The 19,570-nt window shown below is 65.7% G+C and carries 18 protein-coding genes; 8 read left to right on the top strand and 10 right to left on the bottom strand.

The genetic code is table 11. The annotated features are described in order from the left end of the window. The first annotated feature begins 448 nt into the window (after window positions 1-448). Window positions 449-2,047 (top strand): HNH endonuclease signature motif containing protein, encoded by a 1,599-nt coding sequence (locus IDT60_RS01290; RefSeq protein ID WP_191080585.1) that lies wholly within the window; start codon window positions 449-451, stop codon window positions 2,045-2,047. A 280-nt stretch (window positions 2,048-2,327) separates the two neighbouring features. Here IDT60_RS01290 and IDT60_RS01285 read toward each other — a convergent pair whose 3' ends face one another. Then, entirely contained in the window at window positions 2,328-3,005 is a 678-nt protein-coding gene (locus IDT60_RS01285; RefSeq protein ID WP_191080584.1) for a 4-carboxy-4-hydroxy-2-oxoadipate aldolase/oxaloacetate decarboxylase, read from the bottom strand. 25 nt (window positions 3,006-3,030) lie between these two features. Further along, a complete protein-coding gene (locus IDT60_RS01280) occupies window positions 3,031-4,239 on the bottom strand; it encodes an aspartate transaminase (RefSeq protein ID WP_191080583.1) in 1,209 nt (402 codons plus the stop codon). Between the two features lie 218 nt (window positions 4,240-4,457). On the opposite strand from IDT60_RS01280, the gene IDT60_RS01275 reads away from it, so the two are divergent. Then, entirely contained in the window at window positions 4,458-5,009 is a 552-nt protein-coding gene (locus IDT60_RS01275) for a hypothetical protein (RefSeq protein ID WP_191080582.1), read from the top strand. Here the strand turns inward: IDT60_RS01275 and IDT60_RS01270 are convergent. Both IDT60_RS01270 and IDT60_RS01265 read right to left on the bottom strand, forming a co-directional pair. Beyond that, on the bottom strand, window positions 4,996-6,225 hold the full coding sequence (locus IDT60_RS01270) for a beta-ketoacyl synthase (RefSeq protein WP_191080581.1): 1,230 nt from the start codon (window positions 6,223-6,225) through the stop codon (window positions 4,996-4,998). The two genes, IDT60_RS01275 and IDT60_RS01270, sit on opposite strands and share 14 nt — an antisense overlap. Window positions 6,226-6,293: 68 nt before the next feature. Further along, window positions 6,294-7,907: a peptide chain release factor 3 gene (locus IDT60_RS01265; RefSeq protein ID WP_164202995.1), complete on the bottom strand. Its 1,614-nt coding sequence runs from the start codon at window positions 7,905-7,907 to the stop codon at window positions 6,294-6,296. A 528-nt stretch (window positions 7,908-8,435) separates the two neighbouring features. On the opposite strand from IDT60_RS01265, the gene disA reads away from it, so the two are divergent. Then, on the top strand, window positions 8,436-9,512 hold the full coding sequence (gene disA / locus IDT60_RS01260) for a DNA integrity scanning diadenylate cyclase DisA (RefSeq protein ID WP_164202997.1): 1,077 nt from the start codon (window positions 8,436-8,438) through the stop codon (window positions 9,510-9,512). Window positions 9,513-9,592: 80 nt separating this feature from the next. Here the strand turns inward: disA and IDT60_RS01255 are convergent, their stop codons facing one another. Then, window positions 9,593-10,294: a hypothetical protein gene (locus IDT60_RS01255; protein WP_191080580.1), complete on the bottom strand. Its 702-nt coding sequence runs from the start codon at window positions 10,292-10,294 to the stop codon at window positions 9,593-9,595. Window positions 10,295-10,617: 323 nt separating this feature from the next. Between IDT60_RS01255 and IDT60_RS01250 the strand changes: the two genes are divergently transcribed. The 5 genes from IDT60_RS01250 to IDT60_RS01230 all read left to right on the top strand — a co-directional run bounded on the left by IDT60_RS01250 (window position 10,618) and on the right by IDT60_RS01230 (window position 13,412). Continuing rightward, on the top strand, window positions 10,618-11,454 hold the full coding sequence (locus IDT60_RS01250) for an A/G-specific adenine glycosylase (RefSeq protein WP_370590758.1): 837 nt from the start codon (window positions 10,618-10,620) through the stop codon (window positions 11,452-11,454). Window positions 11,455-11,519: 65 nt separating this feature from the next. Continuing rightward, complete coding sequence (locus IDT60_RS01245) at window positions 11,520-11,951, top strand: DUF3592 domain-containing protein (protein ID WP_164203001.1); 432 nt, start codon at window positions 11,520-11,522, stop codon at window positions 11,949-11,951. Window positions 11,952-11,963: 12 nt separating this feature from the next. Further along, window positions 11,964-12,386, top strand: a complete 423-nt coding sequence (locus IDT60_RS01240; RefSeq protein WP_191080579.1) for a DUF3592 domain-containing protein — start codon at window positions 11,964-11,966, stop codon at window positions 12,384-12,386. Window positions 12,387-12,423: 37 nt separating this feature from the next. After that, window positions 12,424-12,915 carry a hypothetical protein gene (locus IDT60_RS01235; protein ID WP_191080578.1) on the top strand — a complete coding sequence of 164 codons (492 nt, stop codon included), beginning with the start codon at window positions 12,424-12,426 and terminating at the stop codon, window positions 12,913-12,915. Window positions 12,916-13,100: 185 nt separating this feature from the next. Beyond that, on the top strand, window positions 13,101-13,412 hold the full coding sequence (locus IDT60_RS01230; protein ID WP_191080577.1) for a DUF3040 domain-containing protein: 312 nt from the start codon (window positions 13,101-13,103) through the stop codon (window positions 13,410-13,412). A gap of 3 nt (window positions 13,413-13,415) precedes the next feature. Here IDT60_RS01230 and dhaM read toward each other — a convergent pair whose 3' ends face one another. The 5 genes from dhaM to IDT60_RS01205 form a co-directional block, all read right to left on the bottom strand. Further along, entirely contained in the window at window positions 13,416-14,108 is a 693-nt protein-coding gene (gene dhaM / locus IDT60_RS01225; protein ID WP_164203009.1) for a dihydroxyacetone kinase phosphoryl donor subunit DhaM, read from the bottom strand. Further along, window positions 14,105-14,737 carry a dihydroxyacetone kinase subunit DhaL gene (gene dhaL, locus IDT60_RS01220; RefSeq protein WP_164203011.1) on the bottom strand — a complete coding sequence of 211 codons (633 nt, stop codon included), beginning with the start codon at window positions 14,735-14,737 and terminating at the stop codon, window positions 14,105-14,107. Before dhaL ends, dhaM begins: the two co-directional genes overlap by 4 nt. Before the next feature lie 2 nt (window positions 14,738-14,739). Next, complete coding sequence (dhaK, locus tag IDT60_RS01215) at window positions 14,740-15,741, bottom strand: dihydroxyacetone kinase subunit DhaK (RefSeq protein WP_191080576.1); 1,002 nt, start codon at window positions 15,739-15,741, stop codon at window positions 14,740-14,742. 216 nt (window positions 15,742-15,957) lie between these two features. Further along, window positions 15,958-16,467, bottom strand: a complete 510-nt coding sequence (locus IDT60_RS01210) for an amino-acid N-acetyltransferase (RefSeq protein WP_191080575.1) — start codon at window positions 16,465-16,467, stop codon at window positions 15,958-15,960. Between the two features lie 118 nt (window positions 16,468-16,585). Continuing rightward, complete coding sequence (locus IDT60_RS01205) at window positions 16,586-19,078, bottom strand: ATP-dependent Clp protease ATP-binding subunit (protein WP_164203017.1); 2,493 nt, start codon at window positions 19,076-19,078, stop codon at window positions 16,586-16,588. Between the last annotated feature and the right edge of the window lie 492 nt (window positions 19,079-19,570).

Raw genomic sequence — 19,570 nt, 5'->3', positions numbered from 1 at the left:
CCGGAGGACGGATCAACGGGCCCCATCTTTGTCTTCGAAGGCAGCATCATGCCGGCAGCCAGGGGCGGGTCAGCCATCTGGCTTTTGGAGGACGCAGTCTTTGGTCCCCCGACCCATCTGCTCCCGACGCAATAGGGAGTTGCGGTTGCCCGCGCCTTGTCTCAGCAGCTGGCTGGCAAAGGGAGTTTGCGACGGCGAGGGCGGCGGGATACCCGGCCGGACCGGCACCCTGCAGTTGATGGGCACCCGGTTAGGCCGTGACCCGATGGACTTCACGCGAGGGTGACGGACGACGCGGGAAGGACCGTCACGCGAGGGTTCCGGACGACGCGGGAAGGACCGTCACGCGAGGGTTCCGGACGACGCCGGAAAGTACCGTCCGTCCGTCCGCTGTCCGCGCCCGCGGCTGTTTCGGTTGAATGTCAGACCCCCTTGTCATGATGGGTCTATGAGGAATCCGGTGGTGGCGAAGGCGTACGCGGAGATCACCGCTGCCGTTGCAGTGCTCACCGGAGTCGTCAACGGCGTGCTCACCGGTGAGGCGGGCGAATCCGGCCCTGGTGGACTTTCTCCAGGGGTCGATCCGTTGCAGGAATTATCCGGGGATTGCCTGGATATCCTGACCGGGGCCGCGGAAGCGGACGCGCAACTGGCCGGGCTGAAAGCCCTTGCGGCCGCGACATTTGTCGCGGCCGCAGACGCGGCGGCCTCGCCGGACGCTTCGCCACAGGCCCGGGAGATGGCAGTCACCGCCGAGGTCGCGTGCGCCCTGACCATTGGCGGCCGGGCGGCCGGTTCGTTCCTCGCCGTGTCCCACGCCCTGACCACTGCTCTGCCGCTGACGTTGGCCGCCCTGCAATCCGGGTCCATTTCGTGGCAGCACGCCCGGGTCATGGCGGACGAAGCCGCCACCCTCGACCCCGCCGGCGCCGCCGCACTGGAAGCCCACTTCCTGGACCCGGACGCGCCAGGCGCGGCCAGCGGCTGTCCCGCCGGGGAAATGCCAGCGTCCCGGTTCCGGCACCGGGCCCGGACCTGGCGCGAACGCCACCACACCGAAAGCCTCGAGAAACGCCACGCCAAAGGCCTCCTGGACCGGCGGGTGGAATACTGCCCGGACCAGGACGGCATGGCCTGGCTCACCGCCTACCTCCCCGCAGACCAGGCCGCAGCCATCTGGAACCGGACCACCGCGATCGCCCGCGGCCTGCAGGGCCCGGACGAGGACCGCACCCTCACCCAACTCCGCGCCGACGCCTTCGCCACCGCCCTCCTCAACCACGGAAACCAGCTCAGCGGCGGAGACCAACTCAGCAACGGAGACCACGAAGGATCCGGTCCGGGGCAGGTCCCGCCGCCGCGGGCCCAGGTCCTGGTGACGGTCCCGGTGTTTTCCCTGCTCGGCGTCACCGAGGAACCGGCGATGCTGGACGGCTACGGCCCGATCCCGGCCTCGATGGCCCGGGACCTCGTGGCGAACGGGGCCGGCTCGTTCTACCGGGTCCTGATCGATCCGCGGGACGGGGCGCCGCTGGAAATCGGCCGGACAAGTTACCGGCTCACCAAAGCCATGCGGAACTGGCTGCGGCTGCGCGACGGCAAGTGCTCCTTCCCGGGCTGTAACAACCAGTCCCTGGACAACGAAGCGGACCACCTCCTCGCCTGGGCCCAAGGCGGGACCACCGGCATCAGCAACCTCGGCCAGGCCTGCCCGGCCCACCACAAACTCCGACACACCACACCCTGGACCCCCACCCCGGCCACCCAAAACGAACCACCCGGCTGGATCTCACCCTCCGGCCGACGATACCGAAGCGAACACCAGGACTGGGAACCACCACACTGGCCAGACTTACTGAAACAGCCAGACGAGGAACATCCAGACGTGCAGGAACATCCGGATCTACAGGACCGGCCACGCCCACTCAAACAGCCAGGCCACCCGAAAAGGCGGGAAGGACCCCGGGGCGGCCCGCCGGACTTCGTCCACCTCGGGATATCCCTCGGCGAAGACGGCCTCGAACGCCTCCTCCATGCCCACAGCTGACCATGCCCGCAGCTGGTCACGCCCGCGCCTGATCACGCTCGCAGCCGATCATGCCCGCGGCTGATCATGGCCGCGACTGGGTTTGGCTCCCCAACGAAGCCACCGTGAGTGCAGCAAAGCCGCCGCAGGACAAACCCTGTGGCGGCTTTGCGAGCGTTCTACCGCACCCGTGCTACTCGGTGTGGTGCTTCTCGGTGTAGTGCTTCTAGCCGTACTGCTTCTCGGCGTGGTGATCCTAGCCGTAGTGCTCCCAGGCCGAGTATCACTAGGCCGAGTGTTACTAGGCCTGCTCGACCAGCAGTCCCTTGGCCTTCAGGACGTCGGTCAGGTTGCACAGGTCAATGGTGGTGCCGCCGGCCTTGTACAGGCTGATGAGCTCACGCTCGGCGTCGTCCCGTTCCTGCGAGAGGCGGATGACTTCCTCGATCTCGTCCTTGCGGACCACCACCACACCGTCAGCGTCGCCGCGGAGGACGTCGCCCGGGTAGATGATCTCGTCGCCGAAGACCACGGGGTGGTTGATCGGGCCGATGGTTTCCTTGACCGTGCCCTTGATGGAGACACTGCCTGAGAAGACCGGCAGGCCCAGCTCGATGAGGTCCTGGGTGTCGCGGACCCCCGAGTCCGTCACCAGGCCGGCCAGTCCCTTCGCTTTCATGGCGTTGCCGAGGACGTCGCCGAAGGTTCCGGCCTCCTCGTACTCCCCCGCCGCGGCCAGGATGACATCCCCCGGCTGGGCGTAGTGGATGGCCACCTGCAGCATCAGGTTGTCACGCGGCGCACACCGGACTGTGGTGGCCGGGCCGCAGAAGGACATGGACCTGTCGATGGGTTTGATGCGGGCGCTGAGGGCGCCCTTGCGTCCCTGCGCCTCGTGGATCGTGGCTGACGAGAACTTCGCGAGCCGGCTGATGGCGTCCGCGCTTGGGCGTTCGATGGTGGTTTTGACGTGGATCACGGTGTTTTCCTTCGGTGGGTTTGGATCAGTTAAGGGCCCGGACAGCCTTGTCGATGGCAGCGATGGACTCCTCGATGACATCCAGGCTGGTGGCGTAGGAGATGCGGAAGTACGGGCCCAGGCCATAGGCGGAGCCCTGGATTACGGCTACGGAGGCGGCATCCAGCAGGTAGAGGGTGAAGTCCTGGTCGTCGCCGATGACAGTTCCATCCGGAGCCGTCCTGCCGATGACGCCCGCACAGTTGACGTAGGCGTAGAAGGCGCCTTCCGGCGTCGTGCATGACAAACCGTCGACGGCGTTCAGTGCGGCGACAGCGGTGTCCCGCCTGGTGCGGTACACATCCAGGCTCTCGCGGACAAAGGACTGGTCCCCGGTCAGGGCGGCGACGGCGGCGGCCTGGCTCACTGAGGAGGGGCACGAGGAGATCTGGGACTGCAGTTTGTTGATGGCGGCAATCACCGGGGCCGGCCCGGCCGCGTACCCCAGCCGCCAGCCTGTCATGGCGTAGGCCTTGGACACACCGTTGACGGCGAGGATGCGGTCCTTCAGTTCGGGGGCCACCTCCACCAGGCTGGTCAGCTTGCCGGCGCCGAAGTAGATCTGGTCGTAGATTTCGTCGGTAAGGACGTAGACGTGCGGGAAGGCAGCCAGAACATCCGCAAGGGCCCGGAGCTCATCGCGTGAGTAGACGGCCCCGGTGGGGTTGGACGGCGCGTTGAGGATGACCCATTTGGTGCGCCCGGTAATGGCGCCGGCCAGGACCTCCGGTGTGAGTTTGAATCCGGTGTCCTCGCCGCAGGCTACAACGACGGGGGTGCCTTCGTTGGCCAGCACCATGTCCGGGTAGGAGACCCAGTAGGGCGCGGGCACGATCACCTCGTCCCCGGCGTCGAGGGACGCCATAAACGCCGTGAAGATGACCTGTTTGGCCCCGCCGCCAATCGTGATCTCGGCCGGGGTGTAGTGCAGGCCGGTGCGCTGTTCAAGGGTCTGCAGGATGGCCGTTTGGAGGGCCGGCGTTCCGGTGACGGAGGTGTACTTGGTTTCGCCGCGGCTGATCGCCTCGACGGCCGCCGCCTTGATGTGCCCGGGGGTGTCGAAGTCCGGCTCGCCGACGGTGAGGTCGAGGATTCGGCGCCCTTCCGCTTTCAACTCCCGCACACGGGCGGCTGCGGCCACGCTGGCGGAAGACTTGATGCGGGACACCCGCGAGGCAGGTACAAATTCAGACATGGTCTCTTCCTAGGGAGTCGAAGCGAGCGGTACTCGTTTCCTTCGACACTAGGGAAATCCGGCGGGTATGGATAAGACCAATACTGAGTGGGCGGATAAGCAACCCTTATGGCCCCGGCGGCCACACAATCCGCTTATCGCGGCAACGGATATAGGTATTTCCCGCAGAAGGGCGCCCCTGCCTAGGGTTGGACCTGATGTTTTGAGGAGAGGAACATATGGCAGGCCAGCAGAGTGCCAAGGCGGTCGCGGGAGGCTACCGGTACCGCGGCGGCCGGCCACCGCAGTCGCCTGATCAGCAACGGAACGAACTGAGTCAACAGTTGCTGGACAAACAAAGTGCCATCCGTTTCAGGTCCAGCCGGATCCGGGATCTCGCGGCAAACCTCAACGTGCTGGTGGCGCAGGCGCTCCGCGACGGCGCCCCGGTGACAGCACTATCGCGTATTACCCGGCTTTCCACCGGGGCGGTGCGCAGAACCGGCCTCGCCTTCGACGATATGCAGCCCTCGGGCCTTCCCGCGGCCGAGCATCTCCGGCTGATCTCCCACATGCTGCACGAACTGACAGCCCTGGAGGAATCGAGGGCAAATGTCGAGGAAGAGCGCCGGCAACTGCTTGCAGCGGCCAGCAAACAGCGGATCCTGGACGACTTCGAGTTGGCGTCCCTCACAGGGCTCAGACCCGAACACATCAGGAAAATAACCCGCGGTGTCACTCCCCGGCCGCGAACAGTGGCGGCCTGCGATGCGCCGCTCAGCTCCCGGTAATCACCAGGGCAACGCTGTGTCCGCCGAAGCCGAAGGCGTTGACCAGGCCGGCGGGGGCTGTTCCGGGCGCAAGCGTGTGGGCGTTTTCGGTGATGACGTTCAGGTTCACTTCGGGATCCAGCGCCTCGATATTCACCGTGCCCGGGAGCTGTCCGGTCTGCAGCGTCTGCACCACCACGACGGCGGCAAGCGCACCGGCGCCGCCCAGCAGGTGGCCGGTGTGGCCCTTCGTGGAGGTCACCGGCACGTCTGAGCCGAAGATGGCGTTGATGGCCTGCGCCTCAAGCCGGTCCCCCACCGGGGTGGAGGTGGCGTGGGCGTGGACAAAGCCGATGTCCGAGGCCTGCAATCCCGCGGAGTCCAGCGCTTTCTGCATCACGCGCCGCTGCATGACCGGGTCGGCTGCCACGATGTCGTTTGCGTCGGAGGTGACCGAGCCACCCGCTACGGCCCCGAGGACGGCGGCGCCACGCGCGCGGGCATGCGCCTCGCTTTCCAGCACCACAATGCCGGCGCCTTCAGCGAGAACAAAACCGTCGCGGCCGCCGTCGAACGGCCGTGAGGCGCGCTGTGGCTCATCGTTGCGGGTTGAGAGTGCGCGGATCTGGGAGAAGCCGGTGATCACCAGGTCGTTGACGGAGGCGTCCACACCGCCGGCGATAACGACGTCGGCTGCACCGGATCTAATCATTTCGGCACCTTGGACAATTGCTTCAGCGCCGGACGCGCAGGCGCTGACAGGGGTGCGGGCGCCGCCGCGCGCGCCAAGATCGATCGACACCCACGCGGCCGGGCCGTTGACCATCAGGCGGGTGAGCGTGTGCGGCGATACCCGGCGCGGGCCGCCGCTGGCCAGTGCGCGGTCCTGTTCCAAGGTGGAGCCCAGTCCGCCGTAGGCCGAGCCGATCACCACGGCGAACCGCTCGGGATCAACCTCGGGCTCCCCTGCCTGCTTCCAGGCTTCGCGGGCTGCAACCAGCGCCAACTGGCCGCAGCGGTCCATCCGCTTCAGCTCGCGGGTGGTCAGGTGCTCGGAGAGGTCGGCGGTGATCTGCCCGGCCATCCGGACCGGCAGCTGCTCAGCCCAGTCCGCCTCCAGCGCGGCGATTCCCGATTTCCCTGCCACCAGGCCGGACCATGTCTCGGCAACGGTGGAACCGAGGGGATTGATGGTCCCTGCGCCGGTGATCAGCGCGCGGGGTTGATTTGCAGACATCGTCGTTCCTGGCTCTCGGGTTTTTCAAGGGTGTTGGTGGGCCTGCCGGCGCAGCGTGGGTGGAACGGCTACTTTGCCGGGTTATGCGTGCCGATGGGCACAAGGGTCAGATCCGGGTGGTTCTTCTCGATCCGGCGAAGCGCCCAGACGTCATTGAACAAGGCGAGGTATTCGCCGTCGGACCTCAACAGCACCTCGGCGCCCGGCACATTTGCCAGCGCGGGCATGGCATCCGCCGTCGAAATCCTGGCAATGGAATAGGGCAGGCGTTCCAGCCGCATGGGCGCGCTGAAGTCATGTGCCATCCGGTCTTCCACCACCTCGAACTGCATGGGGCCGACGGCGGCAAGCACCGGCGCCTGGTCGCCGCGGAGGTCGGAGCGGAGCAGCTGGATAACACCCTCGTGCTCGAGCTGCTCGATGCCGCGGCGGAACTGCTTGAACTTGCTGGGGTCCTTGGACCGGGCCACTTGGAAGTGTTCGGGGGCGAACAGCGGGATGGCGGGGTACTCCACCGCTTCTTCGAGGAAGAGGCTGTCGCCAACGCGCAGGGAAGAGGCGTTGACCAGGCCCACAACGTCGCCGGGGTAGGCCTCGTCGATGACCTCGCGTTCGCGGCCGAAGACCTGCTGGGCGTATTTCGTGGCGAAGGACTTCCCGGTCCGGGTCTGGGTGACCACCATGCCCCGCTCGAAGACGCCCGAGCAGACGCGGATGAAAGCCACGTGGTCGCGGTGGGCCTTGTTCATGCCGGCCTGGACCTTGAAGACGAAGCCGGAGAATGGCGACTCGACGGCGCGGGGGCTGCCGTCGATGTCCGGCCGGGGAGCCGCCGGCGGCGCGAAGTCCACCAGGGCGTCCAGGATTTCCTTCACGCCGAAGTTCAGGGCGGCGGAGCTGAACAGGATGGGCGTGGCCGATCCCGCGTGGAAAGCATCAACGTCGAACTCGAGGTTGGATTCGATCACCAGGCCGGCTTCGTCCACGGCGTCGGACCAGTTATTGCCCTGGCTTTCCGCGGCTTCCTCCGGTGTGAAGTACTCAGTCAGCGCGATGTTGGCCCCGGCGTTGTTGCGCTGGAACCGGGCAAAGCGGTCGTTACGGAGGTCCCAGACCCCGCGGAAGTCGCCCGAGATGCCCACGGCCCAGGTCAGCGGCATGGGCTGCAGGCCGGTCCGCTCGGTGATCTCGTCCATCAGCGCCAGGGCGTCCAGGCCGGGCCTGTCCCACTTGTTGATCACCGTGATGATGGGCAGGTTCCGGGCCTTGCAGACTTCGAACAGCTTCATGGTCTGCGTTTCCAGGCCCTTGGCGGCATCGACCAGCATCACGGCACAGTCGACGGCGGCGAGGACGCGGTACGTGTCCTCGGAGAAGTCAGCGTGGCCGGGGGTGTCCAGCAGGTTGATGACGGTGTCCCGGTAGGAGAACTGCAGGGCGGCGGAACTGATGGAGATGCCGCGGTCCTTCTCCATTTGCATCCAGTCCGAGACGGTTTCCTTGCGGTTGGCCTTGCCGCTGGAAGCACCGGCGGTGCCGATCACCTTCGCGTGCAGTGCCAAGGCCTCGGTGAGCGTGGACTTGCCGGCGTCGGGGTGCGAAATAACAGCAAAGGTCCGACGCCGGGCCGCCTGTTTGTGAATCTCGTTGACCCTGGCGGGGCTTAGGACATCTTGGGACACGGTGCTACTTTCGCTGCGATGGGTTACCCCAAGGCGATCGGCAGGCCTTAAGGGGAAGCATGGCTCTGAGACAGCCAAGCTCAAGTTTATCGCAGTGCCGGGCAGGCGCCGAAGACTGGGCATGGTACCCGTCTGTTCAAGAGGCGGCGACGGCTTTCGACGCGCTTTTCCGCTTCTTTTCCACTTCGACCCGCATCTTCCCCGGGGAGCTTGGTTTATTGGGGTCGCCAGAAAATGCGAGTCGCCAGCCAGATGCGCGTCGAAATCCCGCGGCGGCGGCGCTGCGTCGTGTGCCGGGCCCCCGGGCAGGGGCGCCAAAATGCCTCCCCGACCGGCCGCCGTCGAACGCAATCCTTGCCTGTTGCGGGCACCCCCGTATGGGGCACTTTGGGGCTTGCCCGTGCGGTTGTTCGGGTTTTCTACCCCTATCATTGACCTAGCGGGAAAATGAGTATTTTTTGTCCTGCCGGCTGAGCGTGAATTCCGGCATTCTGCGGGCGTCGGTCTGCACCTTTGAAGGGAACACCTATGGCGCGGAGCCCCGAAGAATCGCTCAAGGCGACTCTGGGCAGAGTGGCTCCAGGAACGCCGCTGCGGGACGGACTCGAACGCATCCTCCGCGGGCGCACCGGCGCCCTGATAGTCCTGGGCATCGATCGGACCATCGAATCCATCTGCTCCGGCGGCTTCGACATCGGCATCGACTTCTCCCCCACAAGGCTCCGCGAACTGGCCAAGATGGACGGTGCCATCATCTGCGACAAGGACGCCGGGAACATCCTCCGAGCCGCCGTCCAGCTGGTCCCGGACTCGAGCATCGAAACCCAGGAGTCCGGCACCCGGCACCGGACCGCCGAACGCGTGGCCATCCAGACCGGCGTTCCCGTGATTTCCGTCAGCCAGTCCATGCAAATCATCGCGCTGTACGTCAACGGCCTCCGGCACGTCCTGGAAGGATCCGAGAAGGTACTGGCCCGCGCCAACCAGGCCCTCGCAACCCTCGAGCGGTACCGTTCGCGGCTGGACCAGGTCACCAGCTCCCTGTCAGCCCTGGAGATCGAAGCCATGGTGACCGTCCGCGATGTTGCTGTCACCCTGCAGCGCCAGGAAATGGTACGCCGCATCTCCGAGGAAATCTCGCAGTACGTCCTGGAACTCGGCGAGGACGGCCGCCTTTTGTCCCTCCAGTTGGACGAGCTCACAGTTGGCCGCGGCCCGGGCAGCGACGTCATCATCCGTGACTACGCCTCCCCGGACGCCTCCGCCGAAGACATCGAAAAGGCCGTGAACGCCCTGGTAAGCCTTGGGCCCACGGAGCTGATCGACCTTGGCAAGATCTCAGGAATTGTCGGTTTCGCAGGCGGCGAGGCCAACCTCGACGCCGTGGTGCAGCCCCGCGGTTACCGGCTGCTCTCCGGCCTTAAGGCAGTCCCCAAGGCCGTCGCGGACCGCCTGGTGGACCACTTCGGTGGCCTGCAGTTCCTGATGGCGGCCACCATTGATGACCTGATGACCGTGGACGGCATCGGCGACCAACGCGCCCGCACCGTCCGCGAGGGCCTGAGCCGGATGGCCGAAGCCAGCCTGCTGGACCGCTTCCTGTAGCCCCACCCATCGATTGCTCCGTAACGGCCGTTTTGGGCGCTCAAAAGGACCGTTACGGAGCAATCGATGGGAGGGCAGCGTCAGTTGAGCTGGAACACTGCCTTGGGGCTGGCTTTCGAGCCGAGCTTGGCCGTGAAGATGTAGTAGGCCCCGCCGCCGCCGGGCTTTGCCGCAACCGGCTGGCACCCTTCGAGCGACCGGTTCATGGCCCACGGGAAGTTGGCCGTCTCGCTGGCACCCGGCGCGATGGTCTTCACAAGGTCTTCGCTCTTGGCCTGGCAGTCCCTGGACGAGAAAATCCGGTCTGCCCCGCTGGTCACCAGGAACTCCATCTGGGAAGTCCCGATGTTCACTTCACAGGGCATCGTGCCGCCGTTTGTCACCTTCAGGCTCAGCAGCGGTTTTTCGTCAAGGCTGTACGCCGGCTTGTCCGTGGAACCCGAAACTGTGACCAGGTTCTGGTTGCACGTGGGAGTCGGTGTGGGCGTGGGAGTGGCGCTGGGCGCGGCCGACGGCGAACCGCCGGGAGCGGGGGCCGCTGCGGTAGCGCCGGGGTTGGGGTTGTCCGTGGCTGACACCTGCTCAGTGCCTTTGAAGGCCCCGGCCATGGCAAATCCGCCAAACACCAGGCCCGCCACGATAAGGAGGGCTACTCCCAGAAACATGCGACGGCGGCGATAGACGGCGGGGCTGGGCTTGCGCGGCACCCCGGAACCGGTCCGGTCACCCGAACCGGAAGCGGAAGCCGTGTTGCGCTGTGATGAATTGCCTTGCCTGCCCATCCTTCTAGGCTAGAGAACCCGTCGAATTCTGCCCGCCCACCACGCCGTTGCCCGGCCAACGCTCAGGTCACAGTTTCCCGGCGGCGGCCTGCCCGGCACTTTGGCGTGCCCTCCGGAGCATCAACTACAGTGTGGGGATCGACGCTACAACCCTTTCCCCAGCCCTGCCCTCGGACGGCACACCCCTTCGTGACGCCGGTGCCGGCCTCGCCGCTGAAGCCGGCACAAGCCACCTCACCGGCCTGCACCGCCGGATCACCGGCTGGTTTGCGGAGACGGCACGGGAGCTTCCCTGGCGCGAACCGGACTGCCCGCCGTGGGGCATCCTGGTCAGCGAGGTCATGCTGCAGCAGACTCCGGTGGTCCGCGTGCTGCCTGTCTGGAGTGAGTGGCTGGAGCGCTGGCCCACCCCGGCAGAACTTGCGGGCGAACCGGCGGGCGAAGCAGTCCGCGCCTGGGGCCGCCTCGGCTACCCCCGACGCGCACTGCGGCTGCATGCAGCGGCCACTGCCATTGTCCGCGACCACGGCGGCGAGGTCCCCGGAGCCTATGCCGAACTGCTGGCCCTGCCCGGGGTGGGCAGCTACACGGCCGCAGCGGTGGCTGCCTTTGCTTTCGGACGCCGTGAGACTGTGGTGGACACCAACATCCGGCGCGTGCACGCACGCCTCATTTCCGGCGTCGCGCTTCCTGCACCGTCGCTGAGCGCCGCGGAGATGCGGCTTGCGGCGGAACTGCTGCCGGACGACGACGGCACCTCCGTGCGCTGGAACGCAGCGGTTATGGAGCTGGGGGCGCTGGTGTGCACGGCCCGATCGCCAAAGTGCGCGGACTGCCCCGTGCGGAATTCCTGCGCCTGGCTGGCAGCCGGCGAGCCGCCGCCGTCGTATGTTCCCAAGGGCCAGGCGTGGCACGGCACTGACCGCCAGGTCCGGGGGGCCGTGATCGCCGTGCTGCGGCTGGCCGACGCCCCGGTGCCGGCGGAACTGTTCCAGCAGGAGCCCGCGGATCTTGGCTTCGCGGCGGAAGGGATCAGTGTGCCGTTGGCCGCGCTGCACCGGCTGGGCCCCGCCCCCGAGCAGCTGGAGCGTGCGCTGGCAGGCCTGCTGGGTGACGGTCTGGCCGAACTGCACCAGGGCGGTTACCGGCTGCCCGCGTGACGAATTTTTAGGGCACCTAAGGTCAGGGTGACATACTTTCTGGTGACTTGAACCGGGGGAAATAAATGAGAATCGTGCTCTACATCATCTGGGCGCTGTTTGTTGTCACTGCCACTTACCTGCTCGCCAAGCACCTGCGGCAGGCAAGGCGGCATGAACAGCAGATCGCCGGCTGGCCAAAAGTGCAGGCCACCGTGACGGGCAACGTCGGTGGCTGGACAAACGGCGGCGGTAACGGCACCCGAAACCGGGTTTTTTACCCCACCTACCAGTTCCTTCACCCGAACGGTGCCCTGTATGCCGGTGAATCCGAGGTGTCGTACCGCAACCGGCAGGAACCGGGGTCGCTCCTGAATGTGGCCTACAACCCGGCGAACCCGAACCAGTCGTTCGAGATGTCGTCCGACTCCAAGGCAATGATCGGCTGCGCTATCCCGGCATTCGCTTTCTTCGCCCTGGTGCTGTTTTGGGCCGCCGGCGCCTTTCCGCTGGGCTGAACCATGGACTCCGTGAAACTGATTTTTATCGTCCTGCCCGGCCTGTTCCTTGCCCTCGGCCTGATCCTGGTGGGGATGTCACTGGCACCGTCGTTCCGGCGCCGCACCTCTACGCGCGGGTGGGTGGAGGCCTCGGCCACCGTCACCGGAAACCTCCACGGCCGGGACGGCCACGGCAGCAACGGCCGTAACCGCTTCGCACCGTCCTTCGAATTCCACGACGCTGCCGGCAAGCGGTGGCTGGGCCAATCCGATATCTACGGCCCGGACCAGGAGATCATCGGCAACGCCATTCCAGTGCGCTACAACCCGGCCAACCCGGCCGAGTCCACCCGTCCGGGTTTTTTGGTCGCCAAGGGCCGCCTCTCCACAGGTCTCATTCTGGTGCTCTTTGGGGCCGGGGCCATAACAATGTTTGGCACACTTCTCTGGTAGCAGTGCGGTGCGGATTCCGCCGGATCTACGCTGAAGTATGCGCAAGTCCGGACTGCTCCCGGCGCTGATGACCACAGCGCTTCTCACCTCCTGCTATTACTACGAGGGCCCTCAGCCCTGCCCGGCGATCGCGCAGGCGACAGCTGTCTCGGTAACCATCCCGGCTTCGTACGTGCCGCAGGTGGCGACACTTCGTCTGAAGGCCTGCCAGGATGGCTTGTGCAAGGAAGACGCCGTGGAACTGCGCCCGGGCTCGGTATCCGTGGACCAGGGCTGCACGCCGGACGGTGTCTGCTCCGCCACGGCCTCCCCCGACGGAACGTTGACCGGCGCGCTCTTCCTGGACTCCCTCACCGAGGCTCCGATGGCGGTGACAGCTACCGGAACCTCCCCCGACGGGAAGGCTCTTCCGGTGCGGACGCTGGACTTCCGGCCGCGCGGAGACTACCCGTTTGGCGAACAGTGCGGGAGGTTCGTCACCGCCTCCGTAGTGCTCGACGCCGAGGGGTTGCGGGAGGCCCCGGCATAGGGCGCGATGCCCCTCCACGCGGTCATTTCGGGGCAAATCTGCGGGGTGCGAGGCGGCTCCCGGGAGGCCTTCGGCGCACCCCGAAGCGGGCTCTTGACTTCCATCCGCAACACTCTTAGCGTCAGTTTTACTAACACTGTGAATGTTAGATTTAGTGACTTAACTGGACACCAATGGGGGTTCCGATGCCACTCTCAGATCGGGAGCGCAAGCAGTTGGAAGAGCTGGAAGCTGACCTGGCAGCGGACGATCCCCGACTCGCGCAGAGGCTCTCGTCGGGGTCCCTTAAGTCCAGGCTCAAGGCCCGCATGTCTATCGGAGCACTCGTGTGTTTGATCGGACTGGTTGTGCTGATAGCCGGTGTCAGCACGCAAATTGTTGTGGTGGGCGTCGGTGGCTTCCTTGTGATGGGCGCAGGTGCCTACCTGCTCGTGGGCGCCCACTCCTTCCGGTTCCTGAAATCCCCCAAGAGCCCTGACGCCGACCCCAAGGGGTGAAGGCTATGGCTCGCCGAAGCCTGCCTGGACCAGTCCGCCCACGTAGTTCAGCGCGCGTTCGGCGTCAGGCCCCCAGGCCTCGACATGAAGCACGGATCCCTTGCCCGCGGCCAAGGTCATGAGCGATGTCATTGAGGCGCCATCCACCCCGTTGACAGTGACTTCTGCGTCCATGGCCGCCAGACCACCCGCGATTTTCGCTGCGGGCCGGGCATGCATGCCGGCCTGATTGATGAGCTCAAAGTTCCCGGTGAATTCCGGTCCGGCACCCGTTACGGAGCCTTCCGAAACAGAGCTGACCGGGGACGACGCGGGCGAAACCCGGCCATATACAGCCTCAGCGGCCCGCTTAACAGCTTGCGCATCGGCGCCGCCCTGGGCGGCCACCGCGGCCGCCACCAGGCCTTCCACCAAGGGCGCGTCCGCCAGAAGAACCCCGGAGGGGTCAGCTGCGAGTTCCAGTGCGGACTCCGCAGTCAGCACGGCCGAACCGAGATCAGTCAGGACCACTACGCCCTCGCCGCCGGCGGCCTGGTCCATGGCGGACATGACTTTCTCCAGGCTCGTACCGATCCTGCCGTCCGCGGTGCCCCCGGCGGCCAGCATCACCACGTCGGGCGCCATTTGGGCGGCAAGCTCCACGGCGCCGTCGGCTATTTTTTCACTATGGGAGACCACCACCAGGCGAACCGTCACGCGGCGGCCCCGACAGCGGCGCGGAGTATCAGGGCGCTGGAGGCAGCACCGGGATCGCGATGGCCGGCACTGCGCTCCCCCAGATAGCTGGCCCGGCCCTTGCGGGCCACCAGCGGTTCGGTTGCCACGGCGCCTGCTTCGGCGGCCTCGGCTGCGGCCACGAGCACTGCCAGGACATTACCGGTACCGTCCGCTGCGACGGCCTGGGCTGCCTCCACAGCGGGCGTCCACGCGTCCACCATGGTTTTGTCGCCCGACTCCGCCTTTCCCCTGGCCACGATCCCGTCACGCGCAGCCAGCAATGCTGCAGCCAGGGCCGAGGGATCCACTTCGCGGGCGTCACCGAGTGACGTGGAGGCGCGCAGGAACGCTGTGCCATACAGGGGGCCGGCCGCGCCGCCCACCTTTGACATCAGGGTCATGGCGGTCAGCTTGAGTGCCGCACCGGGTGTCTCCGGCGGCGCTTCGGCCAGCTTCTCCAGCACGGCCTGGAATCCGCGGTCCATGTTCTCGCCGTGGTCCGAGTCGCCGATGGCGCGGTCGAGCTCGATGAGCCACACCCGGTTTTCGGCCATCGACTCGGCGCACATTGTCAGCCATTTCACGGCCCATTTGACGTCGAGCAGCATCGTTAGACCCCCCATCGCAGCGCGGCCGTGTGGACCGGGGCGTCCCACAGCTGCGTCAGTTCGTCGTCGAGCCGGAGCACCGAGATGGAGCAGCCCTGCATCTCCAAAGAGGTGATGTAGTTTCCCACCAGTGAGCGCTCCACGGTGACTCCGCGTTCCGCGAGCACCTGCGTTGCGCGGCGGTACACGATGTACAGCTCGCTCAATGGCGTGCCGCCCATTCCATTGACGAACAGCAGGACCTTCTCGCCACCGGAAATGCCCAGGTCGCTGAGCACAGGCTCCAGCAGCCGGTTCGTGATGCCGTCCGCGTTCTCCATCGGGATCTTGTGGCGGCCGGGTTCGCCGTGGATACCAATGCCGATCTCGATCTCGTTATCGGCCAGGTCGAAGCTCGGCGACCCGGCGTGCGGAACGGTGCAGGCCGACAGTGCGACGCCCATGGTGCGGACATTGCTGTTGACGCGGTCACCGATCGCGGCCACGGCATCAAGGCTGTCACCCCGCTCGGCTGCCGCACCGGCGATCTTCTCTACCAGGACGGTTCCGCCCACTCCACGGCGGCCTGCCGTATAGAGCGAGTCCTCCACAGCGACGTCGTCGTTGACTAGGACCGTGCGGACCTCCACCCCCTCGGCCTGCGCCAGTTCGGCGGCGGTCTCAAAGTTCAGGACGTCACCGGTGTAGTTCTTAACGATGTGCACGACGCCGGCACCGGAGTTGACAGCAAGCGTCGCCGGAAGGATCTGGTCCGGCGTTGGTGAGGTGAACACCGCACCGGGCACGGCGGCGTCGAGCATTCCCTGCCCCACAAAACCGGCGTGCAGTGGTTCGTGGCCGCTTCCCCCACCGGAAACCAGCCCGACTTTGCCCGCCACGGGAGCGTCTTTGCGCGTGACGTACTTGGGGTCGGCACTGACGTTGACGAGGTGCGCATGGGCAAGACCAAAGCCCTCTACAGACTCGTCGACTACGGAACGTGGGTCATTGATGAGCTTCTTCATGGCAGAACTCCTGGGGTCTGGGCTCGTCCTACACGATGCACTTTGACCCTACTACCGCGGCATGGACTCCGGTAGCCTGCGGAATCAGCGCAGAGGTAAGGGACAGCCCCCAATGACTGTCCCTTACCGGCAGGCCCCAAACTGCGGCCCGTCTAGTTTATCTATCAATTCGACTAAAAGCAGCAAAAGTGACCCACGGTTAACGACAGGTGCTCCCTAAAGGGACTTGATCATGCGCGTATTGCCCAGGGTGTTGGGCTTGACCCGCGCCAGGTCAAGGAATTCGGCCACGCCTTCGTCATGGGAACGCAGCAGTTCGGAGTAGACCACGGGGTCCACCGCTGACTGATCGGCCATGACCTCAAAGCCGTGACGTTTGAAGAAGTCAACTTCGAACGTAAGGCAAAAGACCCGGTCAACGCCGAGCGCGCGTGCTTCCTCGAGCAGGCTCTCCACAAGCACGTGGCCCACGCCCTTGCCGCGCCACGCATCCGACGCAGCCAGGGTGCGCACTTCCGCCAGGTCTTCCCACATCACATGCAGGGCCCCGCAGCCGATGACTTCGCCGTCGTCCGACTCAGCAATCCTGAATTCCTGCAGGCTCTCGTAGTAGGCAACCGTCTCCTTGGCCATCAGGATCCGCTGATCCGCCAGCGGTGCCACCAGCCTCTTGATCGCGGCAACATCGCCAGTGCGGGCAGGGCGGATATGGAAGGAGTCAGTCACACTAACCATCCTAAGAGGCAGAACTCTGACACCGGCGGCGCCGGACCCAGCCATTGGGACATAAACGGCGAAAGCCCCGCCGCTCCTGGTGGAGTGGCGGGGCTTTCGCGATTGCTGGTTAGACGCTCGGGGCGATCTCCGGGATGCGCGGCTTGGCGTTGCCGGCGAAGGTGAACTTGGCGTCGTCGCCTTCGCCGTCCACATCCACCACCACGATGTCGCCGGCGTGGATCTCGCCGAACAGGATCTTCTCGGAAAGCTGGTCCTCGATCTCGCGCTGGATGGTGCGGCGAAGCGGCCGGGCACCCATGGCGGGGTCGTAGCCGCGGGTCGCCAGGAGCACCTTGGCCGCGGGCGTGAGCTCGATGCCCATGTCCTTGTCCTTGAGGCGCTTCTCCAGCCGGCCAACGAACATGTCCACGATCTCGATGATCTCGTCCTGGGTCAGCTGCGGGAACACCACAACGTCATCCACACGATTCAGGAACTCGGGGCGGAAGTGCTGCTTGAGCTCCTCCGTCACACGGGCACGCATCCGGTTGTAGCCGGTCTGGGTGTCGGTGCCGGACTGGAAGCCGGTGGCAACGCTCTTCGAGATGTCCCGGGTGCCAAGGTTGGTGGTCATGATGATCACCGTGTTCTTGAAGTCCACCACGCGGCCCTGGGAGTCGGTCAGGCGGCCGTCTTCGAGGATCTGCAGGAGCGAGTTGAAGAGGTCAGCGTGTGCCTTCTCCACTTCGTCGAACAGGACCACGGAGAACGGACGACGGCGGACCTTCTCGGTGAGCTGGCCACCCTCTTCGTAGCCGACGTAGCCCGGAGGGGCACCGAACAGCCGCGAAACCGTGTGCTTCTCGGAGTACTCGGACATGTCCAGCGTAATGAGGGCATCCTCTTCACCGAACAGGAACTCAGCCAGGGCCTTGGCCAGCTCGGTTTTGCCGACGCCGGTGGGGCCGGCGAAGATGAACGAACCGCCCGGACGCTTCGGGTCCTTCAGGCCTGCACGGGTGCGGCGGATTGCCTGGGACAGGGCCTTGATGGCCTCGTCCTGGCCAACCACACGCTTGTGCAGTTCGTCTTCCATCTTCAGCAGGCGCGAGGATTCTTCCTCGGTCAGCTTGAAGACCGGGATGCCCGTGGAGTTGGCCAGCACCTCGGCGATGAGGTCCTCATCCACCTCGGAGATGTCGTCCATGCCGCCGGACTTCCAGTGGCGTTCCTTCTCGGAACGCTCGGTGATGAGCTTCTGCTCCTTGTCACGGAGTGCCGCTGCGCCTTCGAAGTCCTGCGCGTCGATGGCGGATTCCTTCTCCATCTTCAGCTGGGCAATCCGCTCGTCCATGGCCTTCAGCTCCGGCGGAGCGGTCATCCGGCGGATACGCAGCCGTGCACCGGCCTCGTCGATCAGGTCGATGGCCTTGTCCGGCAGGAAGCGATCCGAGATGTAGCGCTCGGCGAGGCTGGCGGCCGAGGCAAGGGCGCCGTCGGTGATGGTGACGCGGTGGTGTGCCTCGTAGCGGTCACGCAGGCCCTTGAGGATCTCGATCGCGTGCGCGACAGAGGGCTCCTTGACCTGGATCGGCTGGAAGCGGCGCTCCAGCGCGGCATCCTTCTCGATGTGCTTGCGGTACTCATCCAGTGTGGTGGCACCGATGGTCTGCAGTTCACCGCGGGCCAGCATGGGCTTGAGGATGGACGCAGCGTCGATGGCACCTTCGGCGGCACCCGCACCCACAAGGGTGTGGATTTCGTCGATGAAGAGGATGATGTCGCCGCGGGTGCGGATTTCCTTGAGGACCTTCTTCAGGCGCTCTTCGAAGTCACCGCGGTACCGCGAGCCGGCCACCAGGGACCCGAGGTCCAGGGTGTAAAGCTGCTTGTCCTTGATGGTCTCCGGGACGTCGCCGCGGACAATCGCCTGGGCGAGGCCTTCGACGACGGCGGTCTTGCCGACGCCGGGCTCACCGATCAGGACGGGGTTGTTCTTGGTACGGCGCGAGAGGACCTGCATAACGCGTTCCATCTCGGACTCGCGGCCGATCACGGGGTCCAGCTTATTCTCGCGCGCAGCCTGGGTGAGGTTGCGGCCGAACTGGTCCAGGACGACCGAACCGGCCGGGGCGCCTTCGGGCTGGCCCGGGCCGACGCCGGCGCCGGTGGTTTCCTTGCCCTGGTAGCCGGAGAGCAGCTGGATGACCTGCTGGCGGACCCGGTTGAGGTCAGCACCAAGCTTGACCAGCACCTGGGCAGCTACGCCCTCACCCTCGCGGATGAGGCCCAGCAGGATGTGCTCCGTGCCGATGTAGTTGTGGCCCAGCTGCAGCGCTTCGCGCAGGGACAGCTCCAGCACCTTCTTGGCGCGTGGCGTAAAGGGAATGTGGCCGGACGGGGCCTGCTGGCCCTGGCCAATGATCTCCTGCACCTGCTCGCGGACGCCGTCGAGCGAAATGCTCAAGGACTCAAGTGCCTTTGCAGCCACACCCTCGCCCTCATGGATCAGACCCAAGAGGATGTGTTCGGTACCAATATAGTTATGGTTCAGCATGCGTGCCTCTTCTTGGGCAAGCACAACGACGCGACGGGCACGGTCCGTAAATCGCTCAAACATTTCGCCACACTCCTAGCTACAACGTACTTTGATGCTACGTGCCCGATCCCGACTTGTGGAGCGTGTTCGCCACAGGGGAAACCGTGGTGATTCTCAGGTGACCGGAATCGCCGCGGCCGGCCGCCGCCGCCGGTATTCCTGCGGCTATTCCTGCGGCGCGGACGGCAGACCATCCTTCGAACGCTAGACCCTCTGGAACGTCCACCGCACGTGGCTGTCGCTGCCGGCCCTTGTGGCGCTCAGTATTGCGTGGGCTTCCCTGGGGCGCCCCTGAGGCTTGTTACTTCCGGAAATAGAACAGCGAAGTGTCGACCCTGCCGCCTTTCAATTACCGCAAGAATTCCGCCGGCTTCCGGACCGGACAGAACAAAGCCGCCGTAAGTGCAATGACTGGGCAGACTGCCATTTCCTGCGATTTCAGCCTCGCGCCGGGCGTGCGAAAAGGCATAGGCACAAATTGGACGGGCGTCCCAGTCCGAAGTCCCGGACCCG

It is taken from the genome of Pseudarthrobacter sp. BIM B-2242 (assembly GCF_014764445.1).
GTDB classification, from domain to species: domain Bacteria; phylum Actinomycetota; class Actinomycetes; order Actinomycetales; family Micrococcaceae; genus Arthrobacter; species Arthrobacter luteus_A.
This window is presented reverse-complemented; position numbering and strand designations above follow the sequence as displayed.